The organism is Methylococcus capsulatus str. Texas = ATCC 19069, assembly GCF_000424685.1.
In the GTDB taxonomy this organism is placed as follows: Bacteria; Pseudomonadota; Gammaproteobacteria; order Methylococcales; family Methylococcaceae; genus Methylococcus; species Methylococcus capsulatus.
In genome coordinates this window covers 198627-214802 of the sequence record NZ_AUKJ01000019.1, presented here as the reverse complement: position 1 = coordinate 214802, position 16176 = coordinate 198627, and the positions used below count along the sequence as shown (strand labels likewise).

The window sequence follows — 16176 nt, the reverse complement described above, 5'->3', positions numbered from 1 at the left end:
CGATGATGTGCGACGGCGTGAAGTCGGTGTCGCGCACGATCGTCTGATGCCAGGTGCCGTCCTGCTCGGTGAAGTAGGATGCGCCCCAGTAGATGGCCCAGGCGTAGGCCACCAGCCAGGTCAGGTGGGTGAAGTTGCGGCGCAGCTCTTCACGCGGGGTCAGCGCGGCCAGGTTGCGGTCGCGGGTCTTCCAGAGATAGCCCCACAGGATCGAAGCCGTCACGATCTCCAGGACGATCTCGGTGTACAGGAAATTCATCCAGTAGGTCTCGAACTCCGGCGCGAACGAGTCCAGTCCGGCGGACCAGCCATAGACACCTTCGTACCACCGCACCCACAGGTAGAACACGGTGTAAATCGCCAGTGCGAACGTGAGCCACTTCTTGTCCAGCAGCGGCGCTTCCGCCGCAGCTGCACCACCAATGGTTGTTGCTGCCATTTTTACCTCCAACTGTTATATCGATGTGAACACCGGCGTATTGCACCGGTGAATCGCTTCTCACCTCCCTGCTTGGTTCATGCATCCTTGCCGCCCCTCAGAGCCGCGCCCACGGGCTGGCCGGCCCCTTGGTGGGTCGCAGTCTATCACCCAACCCGAGGCTGTCAAGAAAAATCTGCGGCATTTTGACGCAGGCTCAGCCTCATGAGCCGGGCACTTGGATGAAAAAGAGAATGGACGGCGCGGAACGGGAGGCTCCGCTGCGCTCGTTCTGGGAAGGAGTCCAGATCAACAAGCGGGCTTGGGACAGACCGTGATCGTAGCCGGCGTACGCCGGACACGAGGGTCAAGCGACCAGCAGGATTTCACCCTTGCCTTGGACCGAGAGGTCTCCGACCAGTCGACGCACCCGGGACCGGCACGCCCGAGTCTCCGAGAAGCAGGTATTCAAGCCCTGATAGCCTTTGAGGAGCAAAGGCAGGAAACCTAGGGTATGTAAACCACAGTCGTTGAAGGTGGCGCCGATGGACACAGGAGAACCATACACCAACAGGGTCCCACGCTTCATGGCATAACCGGCACAGGCACCGATGCGCCCCCGTACCGCGATCGTGCCGGCCGTCATTCGTGCGCCGAGATACATCCCGGCATTACCTTCGATCAAAATCGAACCGCGGCGCATGTGATCGCCAACACGGTCTCCGGCATCGCCACGAACGATCACGACGCCTTCCGACATACCTTTTTTGTTGCCAGGAAGAGCGCTCCCGAGCAGATCCCCGGCATTTCCGCAAATCTCGACGATACCCCCCTTGAGTTCGCACGCTGCGTACAGACCAGCCGAACCGGACACACACAGACGCCCCCCCTTCATATGCATACCGACGTAAGCCCCGGCGTCGCCGTCTATGATGAGCGAACCTCGTGTCATCCCCCTGCCAGCGAAATCGAGCTTCGGTGAGCCGGAAATGCGGACCGACTCCGCATCGTCCCCTGCAATGTCGAACAGATCTGCCGCGGCGATCCGGCGGTTGCCGTACTGCAGGTCCAGCGTGGCGATCTCTTTGGGTGATTTGCCCAACAGCCGATCCGGAACGAGCGGAGATGCGTCCAGCCGCTGCCGTAGCGGCGACTTCAGCGTAAAACTCAGTGCAGTCATAATCGATTCCTTGTTGGCCGCTGCCTGACGGCGTTCAAGCCATGATTTCGCGGAGGTGGAAGAGGAATGGGCCGAGCTTGCCTCCGTAGTTGCCGGCGCTGATGCGCCGGATGCCGTTGGCCGCACCCAGTCCGCAAGCCGCCTCGATGCCGGCGCGCATCGCCTTGGCGATGTCGGCATCGCTCAAGCCATCGATCACGATTTCCATCACCGACTCGATTTCCGGCGAAAGCTCGGTCCGCGTTTGCCCTTTCAAGGTCGGACAGAATGCGTCATTGGTAGACGCCGGCAGGGTCTTGTACTTCGAGCCGACCTTGGAACCCGAACGGACGACGCCGCCGGGGAACGGCATGATGACGTTGGGAATCCTGCGCATCGCCTCGATCGCCGCCTCGCACGCGGCCAGCGCCTGGGGCTGCGATTCGGCCAGGATGAGAAAATTGCCGCCGCCGACCGCCTTGATCATCCCGGTGGTCTCCTGGCAGAGGAACTCTCCGTCCATGACCGGTATGCGCCAATAGCGCTTGCCGCCGATCCGCTTGGAAATCTGGAAGCCGTCACCGAAATAGCGCAGATTCTTCCCCAGGGGGATTTGCTCGCCTTCGACGATCCCTGCGAACAGCGCGGAGGTAGGCGAGGTCAGCACGCATTGCCCGGCCCGTGTCTCCAGTTGCTTCGCCAGCCCCTTGCCGCCCATGGCGAACAGCAGCGCCGATACGCCGGGACGTCCATCCGGCGTTTCGGCGGGATCGAGTTCCCGCTCGATACCGGCTTCGCAGCCGCAGGCGATGACCGATGTCGCGAAGCCTGTCATGGCCTGGGCAGCGTGATGGGCCCATTTGAGGTTCTGGGCCGTGACGATCACGCGCGTGGCGCGCATCGGGAACGCCTCCGCGAACGTCTCGTCGATGTGTACGCCGTTGATGATCATGACCGTGTCCCCTGATGGCAGGGATGGACGAGGATCTTGCTGCGGCCATCGCCCTCGATTTCCCAATCGTTGATGACGAAATTATCGAGCTTCATGGTGTGGTAGCGGTCGAAGTAATCGCGCAACCGCGCTTCGATGCCGTTGTCGAATTCCGGCTGGACGGTGTGCAGATTGCCCCAGACGACCTTGACGACCTCGCCGTTGCGCACGACCAGTTCGCCGTCCTTGAACACGTAATCCGGCCGGGTGAACATCTTTTCCTTGTCGGCCTGATCGGTGTAGACGGTGATGTCCGCCGCGGCTCCCGCCCCCAGGTGGCCTCGGTCGGTCAGTCCGAGCAACCGCGCCGCGCCGGCCCGGGTCATGATGGCGATCTCATATAAAGAGTATTCACGGTCGATCGAACCCAGGGTGCTCAGCGCTGCCGCTTCCGGATTGATCGTGGCCAGCATGTCATTGCGGAAGCTCTTGTCCATCAGCAGCCGGATCAGGTGCGGATAGGTAGTGAACGGCGCGCCGTTGGGATGGTCGGTTGTCAGGAAGACACGCCAGGGATCGTCGATCAGCAGGAAGGTTTCCAGACCGATACACCACTGCAGCGCATTGACGAAGTTCTTGTCGCGGTACTTGAACGGCACCACCCCGCAGCCGGCATCGCATTCGATGTCCATGCACACCCATTTGTCGGGATGCGCGTGGCCGGCGTTCGCATGCTGCCGCATCGAATCGCCCGAAGCCGTGACGGTCTGGCCGAACAGGATCTGGCCGACGTCGATCGTGATGTTCTTGTTGGCGTTGATGGCCTCGGCGATGCGGGCTGCACCGGAGGAGAACTTGCGGTCACCCTCGACGCCGTAGCTGTGGAACTGGATGTGGGTCAGGTGCATCGGTAGACCTTCGATGCCGCTGATGGTGTTCAGCGTGGTCTCGACGTTACCCGGCACTCCCAGGTTGCAGCCATGGACGTGCAGCGGATGCGGCACCCCCAACTCATGTACGGCGCGCGCCAGCGACTTCAGAATCTGCCGAGGCGTCACACCGTAGTACACATGCTTTTCATCCAGATCGAGCATGCGCTGGTTGAACTTGAAGGCACTGATACCGCCGGGATTGACCACCTTGATCCCGATCGCCTTGGCGGAGCGTATCGTCCAGGCGACATAGTCGTTGATGAGCTTCTGATCGCTGCCCGCGGACAAGAGCCGCAGGAAGAAATCGTCGCTGCCCAGCATGACATAGCCGCCGACGTCCAACAGCGGCACGTCCGCCATCTCCATGTGGGCCTGACGCGCATTGATGGGCAGCACCGCGGGCTCGAACCCCGCCGTGTAGCCCATCTCGGCATAGCGGTAGCCGGTGGTCAGGGTCGAAGGTGCGGCATGGCCGCAGCCGGCCCGCATCAGCCCCCGGCGCGGCTCGGGATCGGCACGATGATCTTCCGGCAGCAGGTTGCGGGCGATGGTCACCTTGCCGCCGCCGATGTGGGTATGCATGTCGATGGCACCGGCCATCACCACCTTGCCGCGCAGATCGTACTCCTGATCCGGCGTGGCGCCGTTCAGCGAATGGACGATCCTGCCGTCGCGGATGAAAAGGTTACGCACCTGGCCGTCGATGCCGTTCGCCGGATCGTAAACGGTACCGCCCGTAAGCTTGATCAGCATGATTTCGAATCTCCCAAGGAAGCAGGCGTCAGAGCGACTGCTCGATCGCAGCCAGCACGGCGGCGGCAGTCGTCAGCCCACAATCGCGCAGCGCATAGAGCGGCATGGCCACGACGTTGTCACAGCGGTACATGTGACCGGCATGGTCGATACCCGGAACACCGACGGGAATGTATACCTCCGGCTCCTCGTCGAACTGCATGCCGGAGCGCCCGATCACCACCGTCGGCACCTCGGCCGCTGGCGGCGGCGCCGGCGACAGGCTGGACACCCAAACCAGCGCATCGGCTTCGCCGTCCTTTAGCAGGCGTGAGGCGTCATTGAGATAGGGGTCGTATTCGGGGAAGCCGCGGGCGAAGCTCACCCGCGTCGGATAACCGGTCAGCCAGGCGCAGACCTGGCTGGCGGTCCGGTCACCGTCCTGCCCTCCCAAAGGCAGAACCGCCGCGCGGGTTTCCTTGTTGAGAAGGGCCACCATCTGGCAAACCTGTTGCACCGTCAGATCGGCATGTGCAAAATCGAGCTGACCGGCCACCCAGGTCACCACGCTGTAGCTCGACCGCCTCAACCGCTCCACGATCCCCCGCAACACCACGACCGGTATGCCACCCACCGTTTCGGCCTGGAGCGATGCTCCCCGCGCCAGGGCCGACAGCGCAGCGGCGAGCTCTGGCAGATGCCGGGGATCGCATTCGACCACCTGCGGGCGCCGCCCGTCCGGAGACACCGCCGCATCGCCGCTGGGCGCCCGGCCGACACAGATCACTTCCCGCCGGGCAGGATCCTGCCCGAACAAGGTCTCCCGGTTCCAGACGAAACGTTCGAAAAAACGTGGAAACGCGGCCTCGACATCACTGCCGAAAACCAGGAGCACCTCAACGCGATTCTTCACCTCAGCCAGCGTCGTCGCGATCCAGCCGGAATCGGCCAGTGCCAGCAGATTGCGGACGCCGCCGGCAGCGCGGGCCTGATCGAAGATGCCGCGAACCTTGTCGATCAGCGCGAGTGCGGCGCGGGTGTCGTTGACATCGGTACCGAAACCGCTGAATACCGGCAGCCTGGCTTCCTTCAGGATCTCCGCCGCCCGCCGAACCGCATCCTCCAGGGAGGCCGGTTCGCCAGCGATACGGGGAGCGGTATCGGTCACGGGGCGTTCGAAACCGGGAACCGTGACGGCATCCCCATTGGCCAGCACCCGCACGCTCGAACCGCAAACCTCGATTCTCAGGTCGTCGGAAGCGATACCACAGAACGGGCTGGGAACGTTCTCCCAGACCTTGGCCGAGGTCTTGTCGGTCATGCCTTTCCTATATAGAGATATGGTTTTCGAATGGAGCGTCTGAAGCGGTTCCGAGCCCACGCCACGCGGGAACCAGCCAGCCATCCGCGTGGCTGGCAAGAATAGGGAATCCGGCCCTGTTTTTCAACTTGGCGCCCCACGGCGCGCACGATCGACAAAACGGCCCTGTTCCTCTACGCTAACGGCTTTTTGCGGCACCGACCGCCCCTGGCCGACCCCGCTCTGCACCACCCCAACGCCATGCCGAAACCGTCTCCACGCGTCCGTGTCCACGCCCCCGCCCGTCTGCATCTCGGGTTCATCGACATCTCCGGCACGTTCGGGCGCCGATTCGGCAGTATCGGCGTCGCGATCGACGATATAGCGACGCGCCTGAGTCTGTGGCCGAGTCGGGAACCGCGCGCCGCCGGCCCCTCGGCGGAAAAGGCGCTGGCCATCCTGGAAAAGATCGAAGCCGCTTTGAGCCTGCCAGGCTCGGCCACGGTCGAAATCGAATCGGCGATTCCCGAGCATGTGGGCCTGGGCTCTGGCACGCAGATGGCTCTTGCCCTGGGCAGCGCGATCATCCGTGCCTATGGGCTGCCGCTCACGCCCCGGGATCTCGCTCCACTCATCGAAAGGGGCGCGCGATCGGGCATCGGCCTGGCGTCGTTCGAACAAGGTGGACTCATCGTCGACGGCGGGCGCGGCCCGGAGACCCTCAGTCCGCCGGTGGTCGCCCGACTGCCGGTGCCGGAGGACTGGCGCTTCATCCTGGTGTTCGACTCGCGCGGGCAGGGACTTCACGGCAAGCAGGAAATCGACGCCTTCCAGACCTTGCCACCGTTCCCGGAGCAAGATGCCGCCCGCCTGAGTCATCTGATCCTGATGCAGACCCTGCCTGCCCTGGCGGAACAGCGGCTCGAAACCTTCGGCGCAGGCATCGCCGAGATCCAGCGATCCGTAGGCGATTATTTCGCCCCCGCGCAAGGGGGGCGCTTCACCAGCCCCGGCGTCGCCGCCGCCCTCGACTGGCTGGCGACGCAAGGCGCTGTCGGCATAGGCCAAAGTTCCTGGGGACCCACGGGATTCTGTCTCGTCGCTTCGGAACCGGAGGCGCGGCGATTGGCAGCGGCGGCCGCCAATCGGAACATCGCAGCGCACCTGGATTTCAGAATCGCTCGGCCGCGCAACAGGGGGGCCGATGTGACGCTTGCGATAGCGGCCCCCGAGCCGGCCTCCCTGCAAGCCTAGCGCATCCATGCGGGAAACCGGCTCCGCCCTGGTAGTCGCGGCATCCGCCTCCTCGCTCGCCCGTTCACTGCAGCGGGCCGGATGGACGCCTTTCGTGATCGACGGATTCGGTGACTTGGACACGCGGGAACACTGCCGGGACTATCGGGTCGTGCCGCTCGACAGGAACGGCTTCGACGCCGCCGTCCTGCGCTCCGCCATCGACCGGATGGAACCCACCGACGTCGCACTTTATGGCGGCGGTCTGGATTCGCTGCCCGGCGTGATCGAACACCTCGCCCGCGGGCGCATCCTCTGCGGCAATGCCGCGGAAACCATGCGCATCACCAAGACGCCCAATCTGTTCTTTGCGCTGCTTTCCGGCCTGGACATACCCTTTCCGGAAACGCGCTTCGAAGCCCCCCGCGACGTTCGTGGCTGGCTGGTCAAGCATGGCGGCAGCGAAGGTGGAGGCGCCATCAATTTGCCCGGCGAGATGGGAATCTCAAGACCGGACCGGTACTTCCAGCGTCGCCTCGAAACACCCCCCAGGTCGGCCCTGTTTCTGGCCGACGGTACGGTATCGAGAATCGTCGGCTTCAACACCCTTTGGACCTCAGCAGCCGATCCGCGCCGGCCGTTCCGGTTCGCCGGAGCGATCAACCGGACATCGCTCAGCGAGTCTCAACGCGAGGCCGTGCGCGGCATCGTGGCCCGGCTCGTCCCGGCCCTGCGGCTGCGCGGCCTGAACAGCCTCGATTTCATGACGGACGAAGACGACGGAATCCGCGTCCTCGAACTCAATCCGCGCCCCAGCGCCACCCTGGCACTTTACGACGATGAATTCCCGTCCGGTCTGATCGAACTTCATATCCGCACCTGCCTCGAAGGACTGCCCGACTTCGCCCTCCCCCCCTTCCCGACCCGTGCGTTCCAAATCGTCTATGCCCCTCATGACGTAGAGATACCGGGGACACTAGAATGGCCGGCGTGGTGCAGGGACCGGCCCGGCCCAGGATGCCGCATCCCAAAAGGCGCACCGCTGTGTACGATCACGGCCGAAGGAATGGACGAAAGCGAAGTGCTTTCAAGCCTCTCTGCCCGGAAGACCGCCGTGCTCCGGACGATGAGCACGGCGGGCAACCGCATGGCCGAAACCCAACCCACATGAAGACCCGTAACCCCCCTGTTTTGAAGAGGACCATCATGCAGAATCGCGTCAGCGTCAATGCTCACAGCCAGCCCATCGTCAAGTATCTGATCACTTATGCCGACAAGCTGCGCCTCCAGATCGACCGCCTGCCCAACGGTTGCACCGTCATCGACGCCGGCATCAAGGTTCCGGGCAGCCTGGAAGCCGGCCGCCTCATCGGCGAAATCTGCATGGGGGGACTCGGACGCATCACCCTCACCCACACCGACACCTTCACCAAATGGCCGCTGACGGTCAACGTCCACACCTCCAACCCGGTGATCGCCTGCCTGGGCAGCCAGTACGCCGGCTGGAGCCTTTCGCACGGAGAAGGGAAGGACGGCTTTTATGCACTCGGCTCGGGACCGGCGCGCGCCATGGCCACCAAGATCAAGGACGGCAACGAAGAGCCCGTGGAAGAACTGTACAAGGAACTGAATTACCGCGACAAACACACCGAAACGGCGATCGTCATGGAAGTCGACAAGGTTCCACCCGTCGAAGTGACCGACAAGATTGCCCGCGCCTGCAAGCTGGACCCCTCCCACCTGACCGTGATCCTGACGCCCACCAGCAGTCTGGCCGGGGGCATGCAGGTGGTAGCGCGGGTGCTCGAAGTCGCCCTGCACAAGGCACATGCCCTGCACTTCCCTCTGGAGAACATCATCGACGGCACCGGCTGCGCCCCGGTCCCACCACCGCACCCGAACTTCATCAAAGCCATGGGCAGAACCAACGACGCCATCCTGTTCGGCGGTCGCGTCCATCTGTTCGTCAAGGGTAGCGACGAAGCCGCCGAGACCCTCGCCAACGAGCTGCCGAGTTCGGTGTCGCGTGACTACGGCAAACCTTTCGCCGAAGTGTTCAAGGAATACAAATACGACTTCTTCAAGGTCGACGCCATGCTGTTCAGCCCTGCCAGCGTCATCGTCACGACCGTGGACTCCGGCCGCAGCTTCCATGCCGGGGAAGTGGACGTGGAACTCCTGGAGCGATCGTTCGGTGGCTGAATCGGGGCACATCGCTATCGTCACGGACGACCCCGGCTGGCACGGGGCGCGGCTGAGACAGGCGTTCGCCGTGCGCGGTTTCGGCTGCACGTATGTTTCACTGACCGGCTGCCGCCTCGACCTGGAAGACCCGGCGCTGCCTCTCCACCTGCCGGGGTTTTCCGGACGGCTGCCCGAGGGCGTGTTCGTACGGGGCATCCCCGGCGGCTCGCTGGAACAGGTAACCTTCTATCTCGACATCCTGCACGGCCTCGCCCTCCTCGGCATCCCCGTCTACAACGATGCCCGGGCCATCGAGCGCACCGTGGACAAAGGCATGACCAGCTTCCTGCTGCAGCGGGCCGGAATTCCCACGCCACCGACCTGGGTCCTCGGCGATCGCGAAACCGCCATGGAAATCGCCCGCCGCGAACTGGCGGCCGGCCACCGCCTCGTCTCCAAGCCGCTGTTCGGCTCCCAAGGCGCCGGCCTGCAACGCCACGACTGCCCGGAAGACCTGGTCAACCTGACCCCGACCAACGGGATCTATTACCTCCAGCGTTACGTCTGCAGCGACGATGACGCCCCCCATGACTGGCGCGTCTTCGTCATCCGTGGGCGTACGGTGGCTGCCATGCGCCGCTGCGGCGTGACCTGGCTGAACAACGTGGCGCAAGGCGCACGCTGCGAACCCGCCCGGCTCGACGACATCCTCCTGTGCCGGCTGGCCGAAGACGCCGTCAAAACGCTGGACATGGCCTACGCCGGCGTCGACATCATCCGCGACCAGCACGGACGTTACACGGTGCTGGAAGTCAACAGCGTACCGGCGTGGAAGGGGCTGCAGGGCGTCAGCGACGTCGTCATCGCCGAGCTGCTGGCAGACGATTTCCTCGGCCGCTGCCGACGCCCGGAGTCCGCGCGCTGCACCGCCACATGAGCGTCTCCGCCGAAGCACTCGAAGCCGCCTACCGCTGGGCCTGCGAAACCGAACTGCAGGCATTCAAACCCGGCAACGTCAGCGTGCACTCCGAAGGCCACGGCATGACCGCGGCACATTTCCGGCGGAGCGCTTCGGCCAGCGCGCCGGAGCTGTGCCGGACGGAAACCTGCCTGGGCGAACGCATTTACCGGGCGGTCGCGGCCACCCGCCACGTCGTGGCGTGCAACACCAACCTGGGCATCGTCCTGCTGGCCGCGCCGCTGATCGCGGCGGCCCAAACACGGCGGAGCGGAGAAACGCTGCGGCAGAGCCTGAGCCGAATCCTGCATGCCAGTACCGTCGAAGACGCCGAATGGGTCTACCGGGCCATCTGCCTGGCCCAACCCGGCGGCCTCAGCGAAGCCCCCGCGCATGACGTGCGCACCCCCCCGAACATCCCGCTGCTCGACGCGATGCGGCTCGCCGCCGGCCGGGACCGCATTGCCCTTCAATACACCTGCGACTATACGGATGTTTTTGATTTCATGATTCCACGCTATCATAGTGCGCTGTCCCGATGGGACAATGAAGGCTGGGCGGCGGTGGCTGCGTTTTCCGGCATGCTTGCTCGCATACCGGATAGCCACATCGAACGCAAATTCGGGCCCCGCTACTCCCCGTGGGTATCGGAGAAGATGGTGCTCCTCGAGAAAACGCTGTCCTATGCCGTGCGACCTGATTCGGTTTTGGGGCTTCTACGGGACGTGGATGCCGAATTCAAGACGCGCGGAATTAACCCTGGAACGACTGCCGACCTGACGGTCGCCGGTCTGCTCGCCGTGCGCCTGGAGGCGATTTTTACCGGGACGGGCCGGGGTTAAACCTTCGGACACGTGGGGCCGATGCGGGCACTCCGCGAGAAACTTCGGTCTCGAAAACCTTTCCCGGGGGAACAACCATGTCCTTATTAAAAAAGTTTTTTTCGTTTTTTTCACAAGAGGAAATTCAGATGGGTAAAGTAAACAAGTTGTTGGTCGGCGAAGCACTGTGCGGCGGCGGCAACGAAATCGCTCACATCGACCTGATCATGGGCCCCCGCGGCAGCGCAGCGGAGACGGCTTTCGCCAATACCCTGACCAACAACAAAGACGGTTTCACCTCCCTGCTGGCCGTGGTTGCCCCCAACCTGCTGTGCAAGCCGAACACCGTCATGTTCAACAAGGTCACCATCAAGAACGGCAAGCAGGCCACCCAGATGTTCGGACCCGCGCAGCGCGGTGTCGCCATGGCCGTTGCCGATTGCGTGGAAGACGGCACCATTCCGGCCGACGAAGCCGACGACCTGTTCATCTGCGTGGGCGTGTTCATCCACTGGCTGGCCGAAGACGACGCGAAGATCCAGGATTACAATTACGAAGCAACCAAGCTGGCCATCAAGCGCGCCGTTGCCGGCGAGCCCAAAGCTGCCGACGTGGTCGCTCGCAAGGGCAGCGAAGCTCATCCGTTCGCGGCTCACAACTGATTGCGTGCTGCCGGGAGCGCCGCCGAGGCGGCACTCCCGCAACGGGGAAGGGAAAAGCGCTGTTTCGAGCGCTTTTCCTTTTTCAGGACCTTACACTGCCGAGCCGACTCAGTTCGAGCGATCCGGAATGCAAGGCGCTGGCCACCAGGACAGCATGAATCCCCCTCCGCTCCAGAACCTCCAGATCGCCGGCATCGCGCACGCCTCCCGCCGCTATCAGCGCCCTGTGCGGCGTCAGTCGCCGGACGCGGTCGAGGAGATCCAAATCGGGACCGTCGAAACTGCCGACCCGGTTCAGAGTCATGACGATCACCTTCTCCGGCCAACATTGCGGTTGCGCCAGGAGGCGGGAGCAGCCTTTCAGCGTCCCGTCGAAAAAATCCAGCGACAATATCCAATCACGTGTCGTCATTCGCTGCAGCCGATCCACCGTCGGGAGCGACTCGCTGCCGATGACCGGGACGACGCCATCCAGCGCCGCCTCACCCGCCTCGGGCAGCCCCCGATCCAGCCAAAAGACGATATCCGGAAACGCAGTCCGCAACGCTGCGATGAGTTCGTTCTGACACCCCAAACCCATGAGAGCATCCAGATCGGCGATATAAAAGGTATCGAACCGGTACAGATTCCGGAAGGCTTCAACCACCGCGCGGGGATCGGCATCGGGACAGAGGGGACTGCTGAGCGGACGGTAATTCTCACGCCGCCCTTTGACGGCGTGAACGACGCGCCCCTGCATGAGATCGAGTACGGGAATGATCTTCACTGATTCAATGACCTTGTCCGCCTCTTTCCAGAAATCGGACAGATGAACGTACTGGTTTTCGAATTCATCACCGGCGGCGGCCTGCGACATGAATCTCTGCCTCCGGGGCTTGCCGCCGAAGGCGAACTCATGCTGCGCGCCCTGCTCCAGGACCTGCTCGAGGTGCCGGGAGTCCGGCCGCTCATTCTCCGGGACGACCGCCTCGATTGGGAACACCTGCCGTGCGGCGTCATGGTCACACCCGTCGCGGCCGCTGACGATTTCGACCGGATCTGGCGGGACGCCATCGCACGCTGCGACGCCGTCTGGCCCATCGCTCCGGAAACCGGTGGCGTGCTCGAACGGCTGTGCCGGCAAGTGGAGCACACGGCGACCGCGCTGCTGACCAGTCCCGCACACGCCGTCGCGGTCGCAGCAAGCAAACTCGCCACGACCCAGGCGCTGGAACGCCACCACCTGGCAGTCGTACCAACCCGGCTCTGGATGGCGCGACCGGAGCCCGCTCCGGACGCCATGGTCATCAAACCCGATGACGGCGCCGGCTGCGAGGGCGCCCGGCTGGTCCGGGCCGGCCGCGAATTCACACCGGGACCGGGACACTGGGTCATCCAGCCCATGCTCGAAGGCGATTCCTTGAGTCTCAGCGCACTGTTTTCCCACGGCCGCGCCCGATTGCTGAGCTGCAACCGCCAGCACGTGGACAACACCGGCGACGGCTTCGTCCTTCGCGGCTGCACCGTCGATGCCCTGGACGATCCGGACGGTCTCTGGCAGACACTCGCCAGCGGCGTGGCGGCCGCCCTGCCGGAACTCTGGGGTTATGCCGGAGTAGACCTGATCTGGACGGCCGACGGCCCGGTCATCCTCGAAGTCAACCCCCGGCTCACGACGTCTTACGCCGGCCTGAAAGCCGCCACCGGAGAAAATCCCGCCGCCATGACGATCGAACTCCTCCGGACGGGCCGTCTGCCCGCGCCCCGGACTCGAAAGGGAACGCCGGTCGTCCTGAAACTGGAGCATCCCTATGCGCATTGAATTGGTCGGCTGGGACATCGGCGGAGCCCACCTCAAAGCCGTCGCCCTCACGGACACCGGAGCCATCGCCGACGTCCGGCAATACCCCTGCCCCCTTTGGCTGGGCCTGGAAAGACTGGAAAGTGCGCTGTCCGAAGCCGTGAACGAACTCGGCATCGACTCATCCTGCCGTCACGCCGTCACGATGACCGGTGAGCTGACCGATCATTTCGAAGACCGGACGACCGGGGTGCAGACGCTGATCGCGACGATGCTTCGGCGTTTCGGCCCCGAAGGAATCCTGGTCTTCGCCGGACGCGTCGGCTTCCTCCGCGCCGACGCCGTGCAACCGCGCCATGCACTCGACGTCGCCTCGGCCAACTGGCTGGCGAGCGCATCGCTCATCGCTCATCGCCTGCGGGAGCCGGCCTTGTTCGTCGACATCGGCAGCACGACGACCGACCTGGTCGTCCTGGGCGGCGGCGAGGTCCGCGCGCGAGGCTATACCGATTATGACAGATTACGCTACGATGAACTCATCTACACCGGCGTCGTGCGCACCTCCGCCATGGCGCTGGCAGACGAGCTTCCCTTCGAAGGAGAATGGGTCAACCTCATGGCGGAACATTTTGCGACCACCGCCGACATTTATCGCCTCACCGGCGAACTCGCAGAACACACCGACCAGATGCCCGCTGCGGACGACGGCGAAAAGAGCATCGCCGGCAGCGAACGACGCCTGGCGCGGCTCGTGGGACGCGACCGCGAAGACGGCACCGCCGAGCAGTGGCGACAGCTGGCGCTTTGTTTGAGAGAGCGCCAGCTGGCACGCATCACCCGGGCGATCGAGCGCCAGTTTTCGCGAAACACGCTACCGGCAGAGAGCCCGCTGGTGGGAGCCGGTGCAGGACGGTTCCTGGCCCGCGTCCTCGCCGCACGCTCGGGCCGGCCCTATGTGGATGCGATCGACCTCCTTCCCCGCCCAACCGTTACCACGGCGCTCCCGGTTTCCGACTGCCTGCCGGCGGCGGCCGTAGCCCTCCTGGCGCGCCCGTTCCTGGAAAAAGCATGACCCCCCGGATCACCGAACTCCCCTATTTCCGAGACAGCGCCGCCTTGTTCGGACCGTGGGCGGACCGGCGCTGGGCGGTATTCCTCGACAGCGGCTTTCCGCACTGCAGACATGGCCGTTACGACATCATCGCCGCCGACCCGCTCGCCACGCTGGTGACCCGTGGCCACATCAGCGAGATCCGCCGGCGGGGGGGCGAGGTCGCACTATCGCCGGAAGATCCCTTCTCCCTTCTGCGGCGGGAATTGGGCACCCGCGCCGATCCTGTCGGCGAACTGCCGTTCAGCGGGGGCGCCGTAGGCTATTTCGGCTACGACCTGGGCAGGCGCCTGGAGAAACTGCCGGAACGTGCGGTCGACGCCGAGAACATGGCGGACATGGCCGTCGGCATCTATGACTGGGCAGTCATCGTGGATCATCTGCAAAGCCGCAGCTGGCTGGTAAGCCAGGGCCGCTCGCCCGCCACCGCCGCCCGCTGGCCGCATCTGGTGCGGTCGTTCAGCCAGATCCAGACGTTGGGGTGGCAGCGTACCGGCTTCGACGTACTGGCACCGGTGCGGGCCAACATGAACCGGCGCGACTACGTCGCCGCCTTCGAGCGCATCCAGCATTACATCCGTGAAGGCGACTGCTATCAGGTCAACCTGGCGCAGCGCTTCGCCGCACCCTGCCGGGGCAGCGCTTGGACGCTGTATCAGACCCTGCGCCAGACCAACCCCGCACCTTTCAGCGCCTTCATCAACGGCCCGCAGGCACGCGTTCTCAGCTCATCTCCGGAACGCTTCCTGCGGGTACTCGACGGCAGGGTGGAAACCAAGCCCATCAAGGGCACCCGACCCCGTTCCACCGATCCGCTGGAGGATCGCCGCCAAGAGGAAACCCTGCGGCACAGTGAAAAGGACCGGGCGGAGAATCTGATGATCGTGGACCTGCTGCGCAATGACCTGGGCAAACACTGCCAGCCCGGCTCGGTACGGGTGCCCAAACTGTTCGAAATCGAGAGCTACGCCACCGTCCACCATCTGGTGAGCACCGTCACCGGTACGCTGGCGCGCGGCCACGACGCCATCGGCCTGCTGCGCGACAGCTTCCCCGGCGGCTCGATCACGGGGGCACCAAAGATCCGCGCCATGGAAATCATCGAGGAACTCGAGCCTCACCGCCGTGGCGTCTACTGCGGCGCCATCGGCTATGTCGGCTTTGACGGCAACATGGATACCAACATCGCCATCCGTACCCTGGTGCAGTCGGAAGGCACCGTCCGGTTCTGGGCCGGCGGCGGCATCGTGGCGGACTCTTCGGCCGCCTCGGAGTACCAGGAATGTTTCGACAAGGCCGCTGCACTGCTGAACCTGCTGGAGCGTTTCCGTATCGCCCGCACCGGCGACCATGTGGGTCGTTAAGCTCGGCGGCAGCCTGGGCCGGTCTCCGAGACTGACCGACTGGCTGCGAACCCTGAAAAGTTCCGGAGTGGCGATCGTCCCCGGCGGCGGGGAGTTCGCCGACACGGTACGCCGGACCCAGGCACGCCTGGGTTTCAGCGATGAGGCCGCCCACGCCATGGCCATTCTGGCGATGGCGCAGTACGGATTGATGCTGAAAGGACTGGAGCCGCTCCTGGAAACCGCCCGGAACCCGGCGGCACTGCGAACGGTCCTGGAGGAAGGGAAATCCGCGATATGGCTTCCCCACCCCGACGACATCGCCGTAAAACCGGGATGGGCAGTTACCTCGGACAGCCTGGCCGTGTGGCTCGCCGGGAGAATCGGCGCCCGTGACCTCGTGCTGATCAAATCGGCGCCGCTGCCGCCCGTCGAGGCGAGCGTCGGCGCCGCACAGGCATCAGGCCTGGTCGACCAAGCCTTCGGATGCTTTTTGCGGGCGGGAACGACCCGCGCCTGGCTCTGCCATTGCGACCGCCACCAGGAGTTTGCGGCCGCACTCCGAACACCGGCAGATCTGTTTACACGGATCGCCGCGTAGACTCGCGCGCC

Annotated in this window: 16 protein-coding genes; 10 read left to right on the top strand and 6 right to left on the bottom strand. The window is 64.3% G+C overall.

Annotated elements, in window-relative coordinates; translation table 11 throughout:
• The 5 genes from H156_RS0108710 to H156_RS0108685 form a co-directional block, all read right to left on the bottom strand.
• A partial coding sequence (locus tag H156_RS0108710) for a methane monooxygenase/ammonia monooxygenase subunit C (RefSeq protein WP_026597603.1) occupies nucleotides 1-439 on the bottom strand: 439 nt, incomplete at its 3' end.
• Nucleotides 440-785: 346 nt separating this feature from the next.
• A complete protein-coding gene (locus H156_RS0108700) occupies nucleotides 786-1598 on the bottom strand; it encodes a formylmethanofuran dehydrogenase subunit C (RefSeq protein ID WP_010962052.1) in 813 nt (270 codons plus the stop codon).
• 34 nt (nucleotides 1599-1632) lie between these two features.
• On the bottom strand, nucleotides 1633-2529 hold the full coding sequence (gene fhcD / locus H156_RS0108695) for a formylmethanofuran--tetrahydromethanopterin N-formyltransferase (RefSeq protein WP_010962053.1): 897 nt from the start codon (nucleotides 2527-2529) through the stop codon (nucleotides 1633-1635).
• The gene (locus H156_RS0108690; protein WP_010962054.1) at nucleotides 2526-4193 is read right to left on the bottom strand and encodes a formylmethanofuran dehydrogenase subunit A; all 1668 of its coding nucleotides are present in this window, start codon (nucleotides 4191-4193) and stop codon (nucleotides 2526-2528) included. The genes fhcD and H156_RS0108690 overlap by 4 nt, the downstream gene beginning before the upstream one ends.
• Nucleotides 4194-4221: 28 nt before the next feature.
• Nucleotides 4222-5493 (bottom strand): formylmethanofuran dehydrogenase subunit B, encoded by a 1272-nt coding sequence (locus H156_RS0108685; RefSeq protein ID WP_017365708.1) that lies wholly within the window; start codon nucleotides 5491-5493, stop codon nucleotides 4222-4224.
• 240 nt (nucleotides 5494-5733) lie between these two features.
• Here H156_RS0108685 and H156_RS0108680 point away from each other — a divergent pair, with 240 nt between their 5' ends.
• From H156_RS0108680 to fae, 6 genes are all read left to right on the top strand, one after another.
• Nucleotides 5734-6726: a beta-ribofuranosylaminobenzene 5'-phosphate synthase family protein gene (locus tag H156_RS0108680; RefSeq protein WP_228370225.1), complete on the top strand. Its 993-nt coding sequence runs from the start codon at nucleotides 5734-5736 to the stop codon at nucleotides 6724-6726.
• Nucleotides 6727-6733: 7 nt separating this feature from the next.
• A complete protein-coding gene (locus tag H156_RS0108675) occupies nucleotides 6734-7876 on the top strand; it encodes an ATP-grasp domain-containing protein (protein ID WP_017365709.1) in 1143 nt (380 codons plus the stop codon).
• A gap of 35 nt (nucleotides 7877-7911) precedes the next feature.
• Nucleotides 7912-8907, top strand: coding sequence for a methenyltetrahydromethanopterin cyclohydrolase (mch, locus tag H156_RS0108670; protein WP_010962058.1), 996 nt, complete (start codon nucleotides 7912-7914; stop codon nucleotides 8905-8907).
• A complete protein-coding gene (locus H156_RS0108665; RefSeq protein ID WP_017365711.1) occupies nucleotides 8900-9826 on the top strand; it encodes an ATP-grasp domain-containing protein in 927 nt (308 codons plus the stop codon). The genes mch and H156_RS0108665 overlap by 8 nt, the downstream gene beginning before the upstream one ends.
• Nucleotides 9823-10689, top strand: a complete 867-nt coding sequence (locus H156_RS0108660; protein WP_017365712.1) for a triphosphoribosyl-dephospho-CoA synthase — start codon at nucleotides 9823-9825, stop codon at nucleotides 10687-10689. The genes H156_RS0108665 and H156_RS0108660 overlap by 4 nt, the downstream gene beginning before the upstream one ends.
• 128 nt (nucleotides 10690-10817) lie before the next feature.
• A complete protein-coding gene (gene fae, locus H156_RS0108655) occupies nucleotides 10818-11330 on the top strand; it encodes a formaldehyde-activating enzyme (protein ID WP_010962061.1) in 513 nt (170 codons plus the stop codon).
• 82 nt (nucleotides 11331-11412) lie between these two features.
• Here the strand turns inward: fae and H156_RS0108650 are convergent, their stop codons facing one another.
• Nucleotides 11413-12186, bottom strand: coding sequence for a HisA/HisF-related TIM barrel protein (locus H156_RS0108650; RefSeq protein WP_017365713.1), 774 nt, complete (start codon nucleotides 12184-12186; stop codon nucleotides 11413-11415).
• Between H156_RS0108650 and H156_RS0108645 the strand changes: the two genes are divergently transcribed.
• From H156_RS0108645 to H156_RS0108630, 4 genes are read left to right on the top strand one after another with little or no spacing between them, the layout of a single operon-like run.
• Nucleotides 12139-13131 carry an ATP-grasp domain-containing protein gene (locus tag H156_RS0108645; RefSeq protein ID WP_017365714.1) on the top strand — a complete coding sequence of 331 codons (993 nt, stop codon included), beginning with the start codon at nucleotides 12139-12141 and terminating at the stop codon, nucleotides 13129-13131. The genes H156_RS0108650 and H156_RS0108645 overlap by 48 nt on opposite strands.
• The gene (locus H156_RS0108640) at nucleotides 13121-14182 is read left to right on the top strand and encodes a hydantoinase/oxoprolinase family protein (RefSeq protein WP_017365715.1); all 1062 of its coding nucleotides are present in this window, start codon (nucleotides 13121-13123) and stop codon (nucleotides 14180-14182) included. Before H156_RS0108645 ends, H156_RS0108640 begins: the two co-directional genes overlap by 11 nt.
• Complete coding sequence (pabB, locus tag H156_RS0108635) at nucleotides 14179-15585, top strand: aminodeoxychorismate synthase component I (protein WP_017365716.1); 1407 nt, start codon at nucleotides 14179-14181, stop codon at nucleotides 15583-15585. Before H156_RS0108640 ends, pabB begins: the two co-directional genes overlap by 4 nt.
• Nucleotides 15572-16165 carry an amino acid kinase family protein gene (locus tag H156_RS0108630; protein WP_017365717.1) on the top strand — a complete coding sequence of 198 codons (594 nt, stop codon included), beginning with the start codon at nucleotides 15572-15574 and terminating at the stop codon, nucleotides 16163-16165. The genes pabB and H156_RS0108630 overlap by 14 nt, the downstream gene beginning before the upstream one ends.
• Nucleotides 16166-16176: the final 11 nt, after the last annotated feature.